Annotated in this window: 13 protein-coding genes; 9 read left to right on the top strand and 4 right to left on the bottom strand. The window is 69.6% G+C overall.

What is annotated here, in order from left to right; genetic code table 11:
* The first annotated feature begins 42 nt into the window (after positions 1 to 42).
* Positions 43 to 411, top strand: coding sequence for a VOC family protein (locus AC4NN1_RS14185; RefSeq protein ID WP_020097723.1), 369 nt, complete (start codon positions 43 to 45; stop codon positions 409 to 411).
* A gap of 6 nt (positions 412 to 417) precedes the next feature.
* On the opposite strand, the gene AC4NN1_RS14180 is transcribed toward AC4NN1_RS14185, so the two are convergent.
* Both AC4NN1_RS14180 and AC4NN1_RS14175 read right to left on the bottom strand, forming a co-directional pair.
* Positions 418 to 1,488: a Gfo/Idh/MocA family protein gene (locus AC4NN1_RS14180; RefSeq protein ID WP_491955686.1), complete on the bottom strand. Its 1,071-nt coding sequence runs from the start codon at positions 1,486 to 1,488 to the stop codon at positions 418 to 420.
* 82 nt (positions 1,489 to 1,570) lie between these two features.
* Entirely contained in the window at positions 1,571 to 3,079 is a 1,509-nt protein-coding gene (locus tag AC4NN1_RS14175) for a SulP family inorganic anion transporter (RefSeq protein WP_491955685.1), read from the bottom strand.
* A 126-nt stretch (positions 3,080 to 3,205) separates the two neighbouring features.
* On the opposite strand from AC4NN1_RS14175, the gene AC4NN1_RS14170 reads away from it, so the two are divergent.
* Positions 3,206 to 3,574, top strand: a complete 369-nt coding sequence (locus AC4NN1_RS14170) for a MerR family transcriptional regulator (protein ID WP_491955684.1) — start codon at positions 3,206 to 3,208, stop codon at positions 3,572 to 3,574.
* Positions 3,575 to 3,580: 6 nt separating this feature from the next.
* On the opposite strand, the gene AC4NN1_RS14165 is transcribed toward AC4NN1_RS14170, so the two are convergent.
* Complete coding sequence (locus tag AC4NN1_RS14165; protein WP_491955683.1) at positions 3,581 to 5,719, bottom strand: alpha-galactosidase; 2,139 nt, start codon at positions 5,717 to 5,719, stop codon at positions 3,581 to 3,583.
* Positions 5,720 to 5,954: 235 nt separating this feature from the next.
* Between AC4NN1_RS14165 and AC4NN1_RS14160 the strand changes: the two genes are divergently transcribed.
* The 5 genes from AC4NN1_RS14160 (at position 5,955) to AC4NN1_RS14140 (ending at position 11,091) form a co-directional block, all read left to right on the top strand.
* Entirely contained in the window at positions 5,955 to 8,063 is a 2,109-nt protein-coding gene (locus tag AC4NN1_RS14160; protein WP_491955682.1) for an acyl-CoA dehydrogenase family protein, read from the top strand.
* 35 nt (positions 8,064 to 8,098) lie between these two features.
* The gene (locus AC4NN1_RS14155; protein WP_036324347.1) at positions 8,099 to 8,662 is read left to right on the top strand and encodes a DNA-3-methyladenine glycosylase I; all 564 of its coding nucleotides are present in this window, start codon (positions 8,099 to 8,101) and stop codon (positions 8,660 to 8,662) included.
* 80 nt (positions 8,663 to 8,742) lie between these two features.
* Positions 8,743 to 9,018 carry a hypothetical protein gene (locus tag AC4NN1_RS14150; RefSeq protein WP_491955681.1) on the top strand — a complete coding sequence of 92 codons (276 nt, stop codon included), beginning with the start codon at positions 8,743 to 8,745 and terminating at the stop codon, positions 9,016 to 9,018.
* Complete coding sequence (locus AC4NN1_RS14145) at positions 9,015 to 10,598, top strand: hypothetical protein (RefSeq protein WP_491955680.1); 1,584 nt, start codon at positions 9,015 to 9,017, stop codon at positions 10,596 to 10,598. Before AC4NN1_RS14150 ends, AC4NN1_RS14145 begins: the two co-directional genes overlap by 4 nt.
* Before the next feature lie 7 nt (positions 10,599 to 10,605).
* The gene (locus AC4NN1_RS14140) at positions 10,606 to 11,091 is read left to right on the top strand and encodes a hypothetical protein (protein WP_116227914.1); all 486 of its coding nucleotides are present in this window, start codon (positions 10,606 to 10,608) and stop codon (positions 11,089 to 11,091) included.
* A gap of 154 nt (positions 11,092 to 11,245) precedes the next feature.
* Here the strand turns inward: AC4NN1_RS14140 and AC4NN1_RS14135 are convergent, their stop codons facing one another.
* On the bottom strand, positions 11,246 to 11,416 hold the full coding sequence (locus AC4NN1_RS14135; RefSeq protein ID WP_491955679.1) for a hypothetical protein: 171 nt from the start codon (positions 11,414 to 11,416) through the stop codon (positions 11,246 to 11,248).
* Positions 11,417 to 11,784: 368 nt separating this feature from the next.
* Between AC4NN1_RS14135 and AC4NN1_RS14130 the strand changes: the two genes are divergently transcribed.
* Entirely contained in the window at positions 11,785 to 12,225 is a 441-nt protein-coding gene (locus AC4NN1_RS14130; RefSeq protein ID WP_018185816.1) for a cupin domain-containing protein, read from the top strand.
* Positions 12,226 to 12,228: 3 nt separating this feature from the next.
* Positions 12,229 to 14,526: an ATP-binding cassette domain-containing protein gene (locus tag AC4NN1_RS14125; RefSeq protein WP_336125607.1), complete on the top strand. Its 2,298-nt coding sequence runs from the start codon at positions 12,229 to 12,231 to the stop codon at positions 14,524 to 14,526.
* Positions 14,527 to 14,597: the final 71 nt, after the last annotated feature.

Here is a 14,597-nt window from a genome sequence, read left to right as displayed (position 1 = left end):
CACTCATCCATGTCAGATAACTGACACACGAAAGGATGCCTCATGCCCGCCATCGGACCCGACTTCATCTCCCTGCAGGTCAGCGACCTCGACGCTTCGCAGCGCTTCTACGAGCACTACCTCGGCCTCGTCCGCTCACCCGCCGGACCTCCCCACGCCGTCGTGTTCGACACCGCACCGATCGCCTTCGCACTGCGCGACATCGTGCCCGGCACCGACCTCGCCTCGGCCGCCCACCCCGGAATGGGAGCTGCGATCTGGCTGCGCGCGACCGACGTTCAGGACGTCCACGACGCCCTCGCCGCAGATGGTCACGAGATCGTCGCAGTGCCCATCGACGGTCCGTTCGGCCGGACGTTCACGTTCGCCGACCCGGACGGCTACCGGATCACCCTGCACGACAAGGCCTGAACCCCATCAGCTCCACACGTCAGGGGCGACCCGCACATCGGCGCCCGTCCGCGCCGACTCGCCGATCGCGAGACCCAGCAGGTGATCCTGGCAGGCGTCGGCCAGCGGATAGGGCTCCGCGCCGTCGCCGCAGGCCCATTGCCCGGTGAGCTCGAGCAACGACGCGACCGCGATGTCGTCCTCCGACAGGCGTGTTCCGACCCACGGGTTGCGGTAGACGATCCGCCCCTCGAAGGCGGCGGACACGACGTCGTTGCCTTCGAGGTTCAGGTCGACACCCGTCCGGCGGTAGGTGATCGGCGAGGTGATCACCTCGGTGCCCTCGAACCGGCGCACGGTGTCGTCGGTGAGTTCGCCGTGCGAGCCGCGGAGGACGATGCGCCGCGACAGGATCGGGTTCCACCACTGGTTGTCGACGAAGTCGTACAGGCCCATCCGACCATCGCCGAAGTCGAGTGTCGCAATCGTCGTCGTCCGATCCTTAGGCGAGACGTCGTCCGACCATCCGGCCGGCGTCAGTGGATCGACGAGTGGTGCGGTGAACGTCCGGGCCGACACCGTCGCCTCGGCCATGCCGGCATCCAGGAACATCCGGATCATAGAGGTCGCGTGGTACAGGTGCGTCGAAGAGACCTGCACCCCGCCGACGGTGCCGAGTGCGCCCGACCGCACCACCTCGAGGCGGGCGGCGTGCCCCGGCATGAGCATGTACTGCTCGGCGACCTGCACGAGCCGGCTCGCGCCGACGTCGTGCCACAGCTTCCGCAGGCCGTCGGCGTCGGGTGCCGGCGGCGTCTCGGCGAGCACGCGCACTCCGCGCTCCACGAGCTCGGTGATCACCCCGGGCATCGCCGGCCACGTCACGGAAGCGATCACGAAGTCCGGTCGGGCGGCGAGCAGGTCGTCGAGCGAGCGGTGGATCGGCACGTTCCAGCCGGCGACCCGTGCCGCCGACGCGTCGGAGCGGGCGAGGACGCCCACCGCCTGCAGCCGTTCGGGCGCCGCCGTGGCGATGCGCAGGAAGAACTCCGAGCGCCACCCCGTGCCGATGATCGCGAATCGTGTCGGCTCTGCCATGGGACCCCTTCGTCGTGACGCTCCGAAGCGGGGCGCCCCCGGCATCCTTCAGGTATGCCGCACAGGGGTCAACCCCGGTGCCTCACTCGCCGGAGCCGAGCTTCCCGGTCAGCCGGCCGTGGAAGGCGGATGCCGTGTCGTTCAACCCGACGATCGTCACCGTCGTGCCCATCCGCTCGTACTTGTTGACGATCGCGTCGAGGGCGGCGACGGTCGAGGCGTCCCACACGTGCGAGCGGGACATGTCGATCACGACGTTCGCCGGGTCGTCCGGGTACGAGAACTGCGTCGTCAGATCGTTGCTCGAGGCGAAGAACAGCTCCCCGTCGACCGCGTAGTGGGCGGTGGATGCCTCGGCATCCACCGTTCGCGTGACGGTCACGAAGTGCGCGACCCGACGGGCGAACATGATCATCGCTGCGATCACGCCGAGGACGACGCCGATCGCGAGGTTGTGGGTCCAGACGGTCGCGACGACCGTGATGAGCATGACGGCGGTCTCGCTCTTGGGCATCCGGCGGAGCGTCGCGGGGCGGATGCTGTGCCAGTCGAACGTGCCGATGCAGACCATGATCATGACCGCGACGAGGGCGGCCATCGGGATGATCGCCACGACGTCGCCGAGCGCGAGCACGAGGATGAGCAGGAACACGCCGGCGAGGAACGTCGAGATGCGCGTGCGAGCCCCCGAGGCCTTCACGTTGATCATCGTCTGTCCGATCATCGCGCAGCCGCCCATGCCGCCGAAGGCGCCCGACAGGATGTTCGCGGCGCCCTGACCCAGCGATTCGCGGGTCTTCGAGGAGTGCGTGTCGGTGATGTCATCGACGAGCTTGGCGGTCATGAGCGACTCGAGCAGTCCGACGACGGCCATCGCGAGGGCGAACGGGCCGATGATCTGCAGCGTCTCGAGCGTGAGCGGCACGTTCGGGATGAACAGGGACGGCAGGCTCTCGGGGAGCTCGCCCTGGTCGCCGACGGTCGGGACGTTCCACGCGAAGACGACGACGGCCGCGGTCAGCAGCACGATCGCGACCAGGGGGGCGGGCACGGCCTTGGTGAGTCGCGGCATCGCATAGAGGATGGCCAGGCCGACGGCGAGCAGCGGCCAGACGAGCCAGGGGATGCCGTCGCCGAACAGCTGCGGCAGCTGGGCGAGGAAGATCAGGATCGCGAGCGCGTTGACGAAGCCGACCATGACGCTGCGGGGGATGAAGCGCATGAGCTTCGCGACGCCCACGAGCCCGAGGACGATCTGGATGACGCCGCCGAGGAGGACGGTCGCGATGAAGTAGTCCATCCCGTACTCGCGGACGACGGGCGCGATGACGAGCGCGACGGCGCCGGTCGCCGCGGTGATCATCGCGGGGCGACCGCCGAGGAACGCGATCGCGACGGCCATGATGAACGACGAGAAGAGCCCGACCCGGGGATCGACGCCCGCGATGATCGAGAACGCGATCGCCTCGGGGATGAGGGCGAGCGCGACGACGAGTCCGGCGAGGACTTCGCGGGTCAGCAGGCGCGGACTGCGGAGGGCCTGCAGCACCGTCGGTTCGATGCGGGGGCGCGCGGGAGCGGTGGTGGTCATGATGGCTCCGTCGGGGAAGGGGTGTGCGCAGGCCCGAGGGCGGCGCGGAAGAATGGGGGGCGCGAAGATCGCGCACGACCAAACCTAACGTAACGTGAGGTTTGCTGTCCACTCGGAGGGAACCGGATGACCGACGACACGATGCGCATCGGCGAGGTCGCCGAGCGGACCGAGCTCTCGTTCCGCACCCTCCGCCACTACGACGAGATCGGCCTCGTCACTCCGTCCGCGCGGACCGACGGTGGCTTCCGTCTCTACACGGAGGGCGACGTCGCCCGTATCCTGCTCATCCGTCGCATGAAGCCGCTCGGCTTCACCCTCGACGAGATGCGGGAACTCCTCGAGGTCGTCGACGCGATGGCGGGCGGTGCCGACGACCCGCAGATCCGTGCCCGTCTCGACGGCGTCCGCGCCGAGGCCGCATCCCGGCGCGAGAAACTGCGCCGTCAGGTCGAGATGGCCGACGAGTTCCTCGACCAGCTCGAACGGATCTGACGGGTCTCAGACCGCGGTGACCTCGACGACGACCGACTGCTGAGGGTTCTGCACGGGCGGACGCAGGCCGACAGCGGCGAGCTGACGGCCGGTCAGCACGGTGTCGTGGTGCGCCCACTCGAGCGGCGACTGCGCGGGGGTCTCGACGATCCCGCCGGGGGTGACGAGCTGCACCCGGTAGACGCGATCCGCGTCGAGTCCCGGCAGTCGCACGCGGCCCGCCGGCGACGAGATGAGCGTCTGCGTCTGTGTGATCGTGAAGAAGGCGGATGCCGCGTCCTCCGCGACGACCCCGCGGACGTCGAGTCCGGGGTCGGCGACGTCCGCGTTCACCAGGCGGCCCGTGGCGACGAGGGGGCGCACCCGCTTGGCCAGGGCGACCCACGCGCCGACGGTCGCGGCATCCGTCTCGGACAGGGTCGTGACGTCCCATTCGATGCCGAAGTGGCCGAACAGAGCCACGGCGCCGCTGAGGCTGAGCGATACGGTGCGGCCGGTGGAGTGCACGTGCGGGGTGGTGAGGTGCATGCCCATCATCTCTGGCGGGACGACGAGCGCGGTGTAGCGCTGGTTCTCGAGGCGCTCGACGGGGTCGAGGCAGTCGCTCGTCCAGATGCGGTCGGTGCGGTCGAGGATGCCGAGGTCGACGCGCGCGCCGCCCGAGGCGCAGCTCTCGATCTCGAGGCCGGGGTGGGCGGCCTTGAGTTCGTCGATCAGGCGGTAGACGGCGAGGGTCTGCGCATGGACGCGGGCCGCACCGCCGGGGCCGGCGGCGGCGTCGACGAGGTCGCGGTTGTGGTCCCACTTGACGTACGAGATCGGGTACGCGGCGAGAATGTCGGAGATGACCTGGCGGATGTACGCGTACGCCTCGGGGTGCGCGAGGTTCAGCACCTGCTGCTGACGCGCGGACGGCGGTAGGTCGGTGCGCCCGCGGAGGATCCAGTCGGGGTGCGAACGGGCGAGGTCGCTGTCGGGGTTGACCATCTCGGGCTCGAACCAGAGGCCGAACTCCATCCCCTTCGCGACGACGTGGTCGGCGATGGGATGCAGGCCGTCGGGCCAGACGGTGTCGTCGACGTACCAGTCGCCGAGGCCCGCGGTGTCGTCGCGGCGGTGACGGAACCAGCCGTCGTCGAGGACGTAGCGCTCCACGCCGATCTCGGCCGCCGCATCGGCGAGGGCGACGAGCTTGGGCAGGCGGTGGTCGAAGTAGACCGCCTCCCACGTGTTGAGGGTGATCGGCCGGGGGCGGGTCGGGTGCTGAGGGCGTGCTCGCCACTCTTCGTGGAATCGCACCGCGAGCTCGTCGAGGCCGTTTCCCCAGGAGCCGAGCAGTTCGGGCGAGGAGATCTCCTCGCCCTGCGCGAGACGGATCTCGCCGGGCAGGTAGAGCTCGCCCGCCCCGAGGAAGGACTCGCCCGTCGGCATCCGCTCCGCGAAGATCCGGGAGTTGCCGCTCCAGGCGAGGTGCGCGCCGTGCACGGTGCCGCGCTCGAACCCGAACCCGGGCGTCCCGGCGGCCAACAGCAGGGTGAAGTCCGCCCCCGGACGGCCGCGACGCGACTCCCTCACGTGCGTGCCGAACGTGAGCTCATGGCGTTGCGCCGAGCGCTCCCGCAGGTGGCGCCCCGTCGTGTCGAGGATCTCGGTCGCGTCCCACGGCAGCGGCAGCGTCGTGTGCAGGGCCTGCACCGTGTAGACACCCGCGCCGTCGTTGCGGACCGTCGTCCGGGCCCGCACGAGACCGGATGCCGTGACCCGCAGCTCGTACCGGGCCGACAGCTGCATCTCGCTGTCCGTGAAGTGTAGCTCGAGGGTGTTCTCGGTCGCCCTCAGGTCGGTCAGCGCGAAGAGGGCGCCGACGTCCTCGCCGTCGCGGTGACCCTCCAGGGTCGGCGTTCCCGCCCAGCCGGATGCCGCGGTTCCGACCACGCCGAGGCGCACCGTGCGGTCGAGCCCGCCCGAGACCCGCTGCAGACGCGAGGCGGTCGCGAGCGAGACGAGCGTCTCGTGCGGCACATCGCCGAGATCCGCGCCCCAGTGGGCGATGGCCGGGGCGGTGTCGGGCTGCAGGTCGACGACGACGCTGGTGCCGCCGGAGCGGAGGTGGATGACGGTCTCGTCAGAGGGGAGAACGGGCATTCCTCAAGTCTGGCAGTCGCCGTCCGTGAACGTGCACACACTGCGCGTCTTCCGCCCGTCTGAACGCCCCGGGACACCCCGGGTGTAGGCGCAGCACAAGTCGCACAGACCACGTCGGAGGCCACGCTTGTCTCCCTTCCACAATGCAGTTGGCGTGCTGTTGGAGGACTCCTACGGTGAATGTCGAACTTCCCTGTCCCGTCGCCCCGACCGGGCGTCCTCAGAAAGGCCAGTGATGACCGACACCGTCGTCCGCTCCTCCACTCCCGCCGCCGACAAGCGCACCCCCGCCGGAGGCGCTCCGACCGCGCCGCACAGCGCCGACGAGGCGCACGAGCCCCGCATCGACATCGACGCCGTGGGCGCGATGCTCCGTGGCACCTGGGGCGAGACCCGCCTGACCGTCCGCGAGCTCCTCAAGGACCCCGCCTACTGGCGTGTCGACGGCCAGAGCGTCGCCGAGCATCGCGAGCGCGTCATGGGTCAGGTCAGGTTGCTGGCGAAGAACAGCGGGTCCACGCGTGCGCTCCCGAAGGAGTACGGCGGCGACGAGGACAACGGTGCCAACCTCGCCGGCTTCGAGGAGCTCGTCGTCGCCGACCCGAGCATGCAGATCAAGGCGGGTGTGCAGTGGGGCCTGTTCGGCTCGGCCGTCCTGCAGCTGGGCACCAAGGAGCACCACGACAGGTGGATCCCCGACATCCGCGACGCCAAGCTCCCCGGCGCCTTCGCCATGACCGAGATCGGCCACGGGTCGGATGTCGCGGCGATCGGCACGACGGCCACGTACGACCCCGAGACCGAAGAGTTCGTCATCCACACGCCGTTCCGCGCGGCGTGGAAGGACTACCTCGGCAACGCCGCCGTCTACGGCCAGGCCGCGACCGTGTTCGCGCAGCTCATCACGAAGGGCGTGAACCACGGCGTGCACTGCTTCTTCGTCCCCATCCGCACGACCGACGGCGAGCTGCTCCCCGGCGTGCAGAGCGAGGACGACGGCGTCAAGGGCGGGCTGAACGGCATCGACAACGGCCGCCTCGCCTTCGATCACGTGCGTGTTCCCCGGACGAACCTGCTCAACCGCTACGGCGACGTCGCTCCCGACGGCACCTACTCGAGCCCGATCGAGAGCACCGGACGCCGCTTCTTCACGATGCTCGGCGCCCTCGTGCAGGGCCGTGTCTCGCTCGACGGCTCGGCCACGATCGCGTCCTCGCTCGCCCTGCACATCGCGCTGACGTACGCCAACCAGCGCCGCCAATTCGACTCGGGCGCGGGCACCGACGAGGTCGTGCTGCTCGACTACGGCAAGCACCAGCGGCGCCTCCTGCCCCTGCTCGCCCAGAACTACGCGCAGTACTTCGCGCACGACGAGCTGCTCCGCACCTTCGACGGCGTCTTCAGCGGCAGAGTCGACACCCCGGCCGAGCGGGAGAACCTCGAGACCCTCGCCGCCGCTCTCAAGCCCCTCAGCACGTGGAACGCCCTGAACACGATCCAGGAGGCCCGCGAGGCCTGCGGCGGGTCGGGCTTCATGGCCGAGAACCGCCTCGTCGGACTCCGCTCGGACCTCGACGTCTACGTGACCTTCGAGGGCGACAACAACGTCCTCCTGCAGCTCGTCGGCAAGCGTCTGCTCGCCGACTTCGCGAAGCAGTTCAAGGGGGCGGATGCCGCGACCCTCGCGAAGTTCGCCGTCGGCCAGACCGCGGGCAAGGTCTTCCACGGGGCGGGCCTGCGGAGCCTCGGTCAGACTGTCGCCGACTTCGGGTCGACCGCCCGCTCGGTCGAGCTCGGTCTGCGCGCCGAACAGCAGCACGAGCTGCTCGCCGGACGCGTCGAGCAGATGGTCGCCGACATCGCGGGTGCGCTGCGCCCGGCATCCAAACTGCCCTCCGACAAAGCTGCCGCGCTGTTCAACCAGCACCAGGCCGAGCTCATCGAAGCGGCGCGGGCGCACGGCGAGCTGCTGCAGTGGGAGGCGTTCTCGGATGCCGTGAAGGGCACCGAGAACGAGAGCACGCGTCAGGTCCTCACCTGGCTGCGCGACCTCTTCGGTCTGCACCTCATCGAGAAGCACCTCGCGTGGCACCTCATCAACGGGCGGCTGTCGACTCAGCGCGGCGCGGCGGTGTCGAAGTACATCGACCGGCTGTGCGCGCGACTGCGTCCGCACGCGCAGGACCTCGTCGATGCGTTCGGCTTCGCCCCCGAGCACGTGCGGGCTCCCATCGCGTCGGGCGTCGAGCGTCAGCGTCAGGACGAGGCCCGCGCGCACTACGCGGACCTCGCGGCGCGCGGCGAGGCGCCTATCCCGGAGAAGTCGCTCAAGAAGAAGAAGTGAGCGTCGGAGGCCGTCGGTAGCCTGAGCGCGTGGACATGCGACTCGGGCCCGACGGCCTCCTTCGTTGCGGCTGGGTCGGGGACGACGCCGAGTATCGGAGATACCACGACGAGGAGTGGGGCCGCCCGCTGCGCGGCGATCGCGCTCTCTTCGAGAAGATGAGCCTCGAAGGGTTCCAGGCGGGGCTCTCGTGGATCACGATCCTCCGCAAGCGCCCGCGCTTCCGCGAGGTGTTCGCCGGCTTCGAGCCCGCGACCGTGGCCGCCTTCGACGAGTCCGACGTCGAGCGGCTCATGGGCGACGCGGGCATCATCCGCAACCGGGCGAAGATCCTCGCCACCATCGGCAACGCACGGCTCGTCACCGAGATGGCCCCCGGCGAGCTCGACGCGTTCATGTGGTCGTTCGCCCCGGCATCCCATCGCCGGCCGTCCTCGTTCGCCGAGGTCCCCGCAACGACGACGGAGTCCGACGCGATGTCCCAGGCCCTCCGCAAGCGGGGGTTCCGATTCGTCGGCTCCACGACGATGTACGCGCTCATGCAGTCCTCGGGCATGGTCGACGACCACGTCGTCGGATGCCACCGCGCCGCAGACTGACGACGTTGCAGAAGTGGGGAGGAGTCCCCATGGGCGACTCGGCGACGAGTCGGTAGCGTCGATGCCGATCGGGGGTGACGATGAGCGACGTGCAGTTGGACCTGGCGGAGTTGGCCGCAGCCAGAGACCGCGCGATCGCCGCATACGACACCTTCTCGTCGGCGGATGCGGTGAGCGGGGACCTCGCCGACCTCACCGGCGAGGCACGGCTGGCGGACAAGGTCCGAGACTTCGCGGCGAACTGGGACTACAACCGCGGAAATCTCGAAGACCAGCTCGTCACCGTCCGCGATCTGCTCACGGCGATCGTCGACTCCTTCACGGAGCTCGACGCAGAGGGGGGACGTCAGCCGTGAGCGCGTTGTCGGTGGAGTTCGAGGACCTCTTCGACGGCCGTCCCGACGACCTCGAGGGTCGGGCTCGGGACCTGGGCCGGACGGCCGAGGCGATCGCTTCGGCGGCCGTCGCGCTCCGGAACCTCGTGCAGCAGCAGCACAGCCTGTCGACGGATGCCGCGGGCACCGCCTCGAGCGAGGCTGCCGCCGGACTGCAACGCGCGCAGGATCGATATCAGGGGACGTCGACTGCGCTCGTGACCTACGCGGTGGAGTTGGGGGACATCCAGCGCGAGGCGCGCGCGGCCATCGAAGAGGGTGACGCGCACCTCAGTCAGATCCCGCTGCAGGAGGCGGAGGTCCACGACCTCGAGAACGCGCTCACGCTCGCCATCGCGAAGGGCGAGTCGACGAGCACCATCGAGGACCGCCTGGGGGAGGCGCGCTCGGCTCTCAGCACCGCGATGGGGGGCGCCGAGGATGCACGACAGGCCCTCAACTCGGCGCGGCGGCGACTGTGGGACGCCGCCGACCGCGCCGGCGAACAGATAGCCACGGCGATCGAGGAGGGCGCCGACTCGTTCGGCGACAACTGGAACCAGTTCTGGGAGGGCGTCGGCGAGGTGTTCGCCATCGTCCGGGACTGGGCCGAAGGGGTGCTCGCGGCGATCGTCTTCGAGCTGGCGGAGCTGGTCAGCGCTCTCGTCTCGGCCGCGGTCGTCGCGGTGATGATCCTCGTCGGCGTGCTGGTGCTCGGCTTCGTCTACCTGACGTTGGGCGGCGCGGGCCTGCTCCTGCTCATCGCTCTCGTCTCGGCATCCCTCATATCGATGGCGATCCGCGAGCTCATGGCGCCACCGGTCGTGCAGCGCACGGACCGCTTCGAGGTGTCCGACGACCTCGAACCCCGCGACTACCGCGACCTGTTCGGCGAACTGGCCGCGCAGGACGGTGCCGGCGGCGAGGAGTACACCGAGATCCGGGTCGTGGCGGTGCGGGACGGGTCCGGCGAGACCGTCGCCTGGCGTGTCCAGCTGCCGAGCACACAGCAGTGGTCGCCCTCCAACACCGACGGAGCGCTCAACGACCTCCGCACCGACGTGATGCTTTCGATGTTCCCCGAGCTGCAGACGCAGTACGAGCAGGCCGCCTGGCAGGCGATGACGGATGCCGGTGTCTTCCAGAGCGACGCCCCGATCATGTTCACCGGGTGGTCGCTGGGCGGGATGATGGCGGGCGAGATGGCGACGGACCCGCGGGTGTCGGACCGCGTCGAGTCCGTCGTGACGGCAGGCTCGGCGATCGACAAGCACTACAGCGACATGCCTCCCGACGTCCGTGTGACGCAGTTCAACAACGGCATCGATCCGGTGCACACGCTCGAGTTCTTCGGGCTCGGAATCGAGGACTACGTCCGGCTGGACCAGGACTGGCAGACGTACCGGCCCCTCAGCTGGCCGATGCACGATGCCACGATGTACGGCGATGCCGCCGAGCGGTATCTGCCCGAACCGCGGCCCGGGGACGACATCTTCTTCGCGGGTGCGGGAGACTCGGGCAGCGAAGAGGTCTACGTCGCCGAGTACACCCGAGGATCGTGAGGTTCGCATGCCCCGTCAGCGCCGCCCCCTGACCGTGTTCGCCGTCGCGGCGATCACGCTCTGCGCCGGAGCGCTCGGCCTCTCCGGATGCGCCGCATCCGCGGACCCCGACACGGCGGGGCTCGAAAGCGAGCTCGCGTCGGTCGGGGGAGTCAACGGCGCGTTCGTGTGGACGACGCATCCGAACGCACCGTGGGTGACCCGCGTGCAGGTGATGCTGTTCCTCGACGACCCCTCGGATGCCGGAGTCGTCGACGCCGTGCGCGCCGCCGCCCCCGTGCTGTCGGCCGATGATGCCGTCGCCGACGCGGATGCGGTGGCGCTGACGTTCATCGACGGTCAGCGCGGCGACTACACGGCCCGCGGTGAGGCGAACCGCGACGTCATCGGCCTCGCGCCCGAGATCGCGTCCACCCTCGGTGTGACCGATGCCGGCAAGCGTCAGCTGCTCGTCTCGCCCGACGAACTGCGGGCGCTCGCCGGTACGGAGTGAGCGTGATGGCACGGCTCGCCTTCGCTCTGCCGGGGACCTGGCTCGCGATAGATCCGCGAGACGAAGAAGCATCCTTCGACCGAGTGGATGCCGCCGTTCGAGACGTCGTGGGCGTGGCCGACGATGCCGCCGCGGCCCGTCGGCGGCTGCGCGATCAGCTCCGGACTGTGGTCGGGTCGGCCCGGGCGTCGGGGGCGCAGGGCGTCTTCCTCTGCCTCGAGGTCGCGCCGGGGGTGCGGTTGCCCGCGACGCTCACGGTGCACGCGCCCTCGGCGATGTCCATGACCCCCGCGATCGGCACCGCGTCGGCCGCCGTGCTCGACACCCTTCATCGCAGCCTCCAGACGCTGGAGGTGGCGGGTATCGACACCGCCGTTCGCGTGCCGACACCCGACGGGGGAGCGCTGCGCATCCACCGGCGCATCGACGAGACGGTCGAGGGGGCGTCCGTCGAGGCGCCGCCCGTCGAGACGCCAGTGCAGCGGCTGGAGGTCGATTACTGGTTCGCCGTCCCCGGGCTCCAAGCGCGTCGTGCTCGCGAGCTTCGGGGCGCCGCTCGGACACCTGCACGACGCGATGCTGAACCTCTTCGACTCGATGGCCGCAGCGGCGAGGTTCGAGTCCGCCGCGCCGAGCCTTGCCCCGTGAGGTCTGCTCCCGGGATCATGTGGAGACGGCGACCGGGAGGCAGACATGACGGGGTACGAGATCACCGAGATCGGCGGGCTCGATCAGTGGCGCGACCACTTCGGCGGCTTCGCGCCGGCGCGCTCGCGTGACGGTCGACGCGTCGTCGATCACGAGCTGGCGATGCAGTACATCGGGTTGACCGCCAACGCCCTCGAACCGGGGGAGGAGGCCGGCTACTGGCACACCCACTCCGAGGTCGAGGAGCTCTACGTCTTCCTCGAGGGTCGGGGTCAGATGGGACTCGACGACGACCTCGTCGAGGTCGGTCCAGGCTCCGTCGTCCGGGTCGGCCAGGGCGTGTGGCGCACGTGGCGCGCCCACCCCGAGAGCCCCGGTCAGCTCCGCTGGCTGTGCATCCGCGCCGGCGGGGAGGAGCTCCCCGAGGTGCCGTCGGATTCGACGCGCGCCGAGCGGCCGATGCCGTGGTCCGCGCCGGAGGCGTGAGCCGTGGCATCCGATCGTCACGTCGCCGACGCGCACGACGTCATCCGCGTCGTCGGGGCGCGTGAGAACAACCTCAAGGACGTCGACGTCGAGATCCCCAAGCGACGCCTGACGGTGTTCACCGGCGTGAGCGGATCGGGCAAGTCCTCGCTCGTGTTCGGCACGATCGCCGTCGAGTCCCAGCGCCTCATCAACGAGACCTACCCGACCTTCGTGCAGCAGTTCATGGCGCAGCTGAGCCGCCCCGACGTCGACGGACTCGAGAACATCAGTCCCGCGATCATCGTCGACCAGGAACGCATGGGGGCCAACGCGCGCTCGACGGTCGGCACCGTGACCGACGCCTATGCCATGCTCCGCCTGCTCTTCAGCCGCCTCGGCGAGCCGCACATCGGATCGCCGCAGGCCTTCTCGTTCAACATCCCCTCCGCGCCGGGATCCGACACCGTCACCGGTGGCATGTGCCCGCGCTGCGAGGGGCTCGGCGAGGTGAGCGACGTCGACCTCGACGAACTCTTCGACAGCTCGAAGTCCCTGTCGGAAGGCGCGATCACCGTGCCCGGCTACAACGTCGACGGCTGGATGGTGCGCATCTTCACCGAGTCCGGGTTCCTGGATGCCGCCAAACCGATCGCGTCGTATTCGCCACAGGAGCGCGCGGACTTCCTCTACAAGGAGCCCACCAAGGTGAAGCTCCAGAACATGAACATGACCTACGAGGGTCTCGTTCCGAAGATCACGAAGTCGTTCCTGCAGAAGGATCGCGAGGCTCTGCAGCCGCACATCCGTGCGTTCGTCGATCGGGCGGTCAAGTTCCTGCCGTGCCCGGAGTGCGGCGGCAGCCGTCTCAACGCCGGCGCCCGCTCGTCGAAGATCGGCGGGGTCGACATCGCCGAGGTCTCCGCGATGCAGATCACCGATCTGTCGGCCTGGCTCGACAGCGTCGACCCGACGTCGATCGGTCCGCTGCTGTCGTCGCTCAAACGGGTCATCGCCTCGTTCATCGACATCGGCCTCGGCTACCTGTCGCTCGACCGCTCGTCGGGGACGCTGTCGGGCGGCGAGGCGCAGCGCACGAAGATGATCCGTCATCTCGGTTCCGCGCTGACCGACGTGACCTATGTCTTCGACGAGCCCACCGCGGGCCTTCACCCGCACGACATCCAGCGGATGAACGACCTGCTCCTGCTGCTGCGCGACAAGGGCAACACCGTGCTCGTCGTCGAGCACAAGCCCGAGGTCATCGCGATCGCCGACCACGTCGTCGACCTGGGACCGCAGGCGGGCTCGCGCGGCGGGCAGATCATGTACGAGGGGGATGTCGCGGGTCTGCGCGCCTCCGGCACGCTCACGGGCCGGCACCTCGACCACCGCGCGGCGCTCAAGACGAGCACGCGCACCGCGACCGGCTCGCTGCCGATCCGCGGTGCGACCCAGCACAACCTCACGGGCGTCGACGTCGACATCCCGCTCGGCGTGCTGACCGTCGTCACGGGTGTCGCCGGCTCGGGCAAGTCGTCCCTCATCCACGGGAACGTCCCCGGATTCGATGACGTCGTCGTCGTCGACCAATCGCCCATCAAGGGTTCGCGCCGGTCGAGCCCCGCGACGTACACCGGCGTGCTCGACGCGATCCGGACCGCGTTCGCCAAGGCCAACGGCGTGAAGGCCTCGCTGTTCAGCGCGAACTCCGAGGGCGCGTGCCCCGCGTGCAAGGGGCTCGGCGTGATCATCACGAACCTGGGCTACACCCAGAGTGTCGAGACGCGCTGCGAGGTGTGCGACGGGTCCGGGTTCAGCGACGCCGTCCTGGAGTACACCCTCGACGGCAAGAACATCGCCGAGGTCCTCGCGATGTCGGCCGAGGAGGCCCACGGCTTCACGACGGGGTCGGCCAAGACGACGCTCGCCCGGATGATCGACGTCGGCCTCGGCTACATCACGCTCGGTCAGGCGCTCAACACCCTGTCCGGAGGTGAGCGCCAGCGGCTGAAGCTCGCGATCGCCATGGCGAAGAAGGGGGCGGTGTACGTCCTCGACGAGCCGACCACGGGTCTGCACCTCGCCGACGTCGACAACCTGCTGTCGCTTCTCGACCGATTGGTGGATGCCGGCAACTCCGTCATCGTCATCGAGCACCATCAGGCGGTCATGGCGCACGCCGACCACCTCATCGACCTCGGTCCGGGCGCGGGACGGGACGGCGGACGGGTCGTGTTCGAAGGGACGCCGGCGGCACTGGTGAAGGAGCGGTCGACGCTGACGGGAGAGCACCTCGCACGGTACGTCGGCGCGGTCTGAACCGCCTCGGCACGGCCGAACCCACGAGCATAGATGGGGAGAACTCCCCACGTCACGCGCTCGCCCGATAT

The organism is Microbacterium sp. MDV22-iso44 (assembly GCF_058629135.1).
This window is presented reverse-complemented; position numbering and strand designations above follow the sequence as displayed.

What these genes read in the sequence shown, in the direction of transcription:
- AC4NN1_RS14185 (WP_020097723.1), top strand. Translation starts at nt 43, where the DNA reads ATGCCCGCCATCGGACCCGACTTCATCTCCCTGCAGGTCAGCGACCTC.
- AC4NN1_RS14180 (WP_491955686.1), bottom strand. Translation starts at nt 1,488, where the DNA reads ATGGCAGAGCCGACACGATTCGCGATCATCGGCACGGGGTGGCGCTCG.
- AC4NN1_RS14175 (WP_491955685.1), bottom strand. Translation starts at nt 3,079, where the DNA reads ATGACCACCACCGCTCCCGCGCGCCCCCGCATCGAACCGACGGTGCTG.
- AC4NN1_RS14170 (WP_491955684.1), top strand. Translation starts at nt 3,206, where the DNA reads ATGACCGACGACACGATGCGCATCGGCGAGGTCGCCGAGCGGACCGAG.
- AC4NN1_RS14165 (WP_491955683.1), bottom strand. Translation starts at nt 5,719, where the DNA reads ATGCCCGTTCTCCCCTCTGACGAGACCGTCATCCACCTCCGCTCCGGC.
- AC4NN1_RS14160 (WP_491955682.1), top strand. Translation starts at nt 5,955, where the DNA reads ATGACCGACACCGTCGTCCGCTCCTCCACTCCCGCCGCCGACAAGCGC.
- AC4NN1_RS14155 (WP_036324347.1), top strand. Translation starts at nt 8,099, where the DNA reads ATGCGACTCGGGCCCGACGGCCTCCTTCGTTGCGGCTGGGTCGGGGAC.
- AC4NN1_RS14150 (WP_491955681.1), top strand. Translation starts at nt 8,743, where the DNA reads ATGAGCGACGTGCAGTTGGACCTGGCGGAGTTGGCCGCAGCCAGAGAC.
- AC4NN1_RS14140 (WP_116227914.1), top strand. Translation starts at nt 10,606, where the DNA reads ATGCCCCGTCAGCGCCGCCCCCTGACCGTGTTCGCCGTCGCGGCGATC.
- AC4NN1_RS14130 (WP_018185816.1), top strand. Translation starts at nt 11,785, where the DNA reads ATGACGGGGTACGAGATCACCGAGATCGGCGGGCTCGATCAGTGGCGC.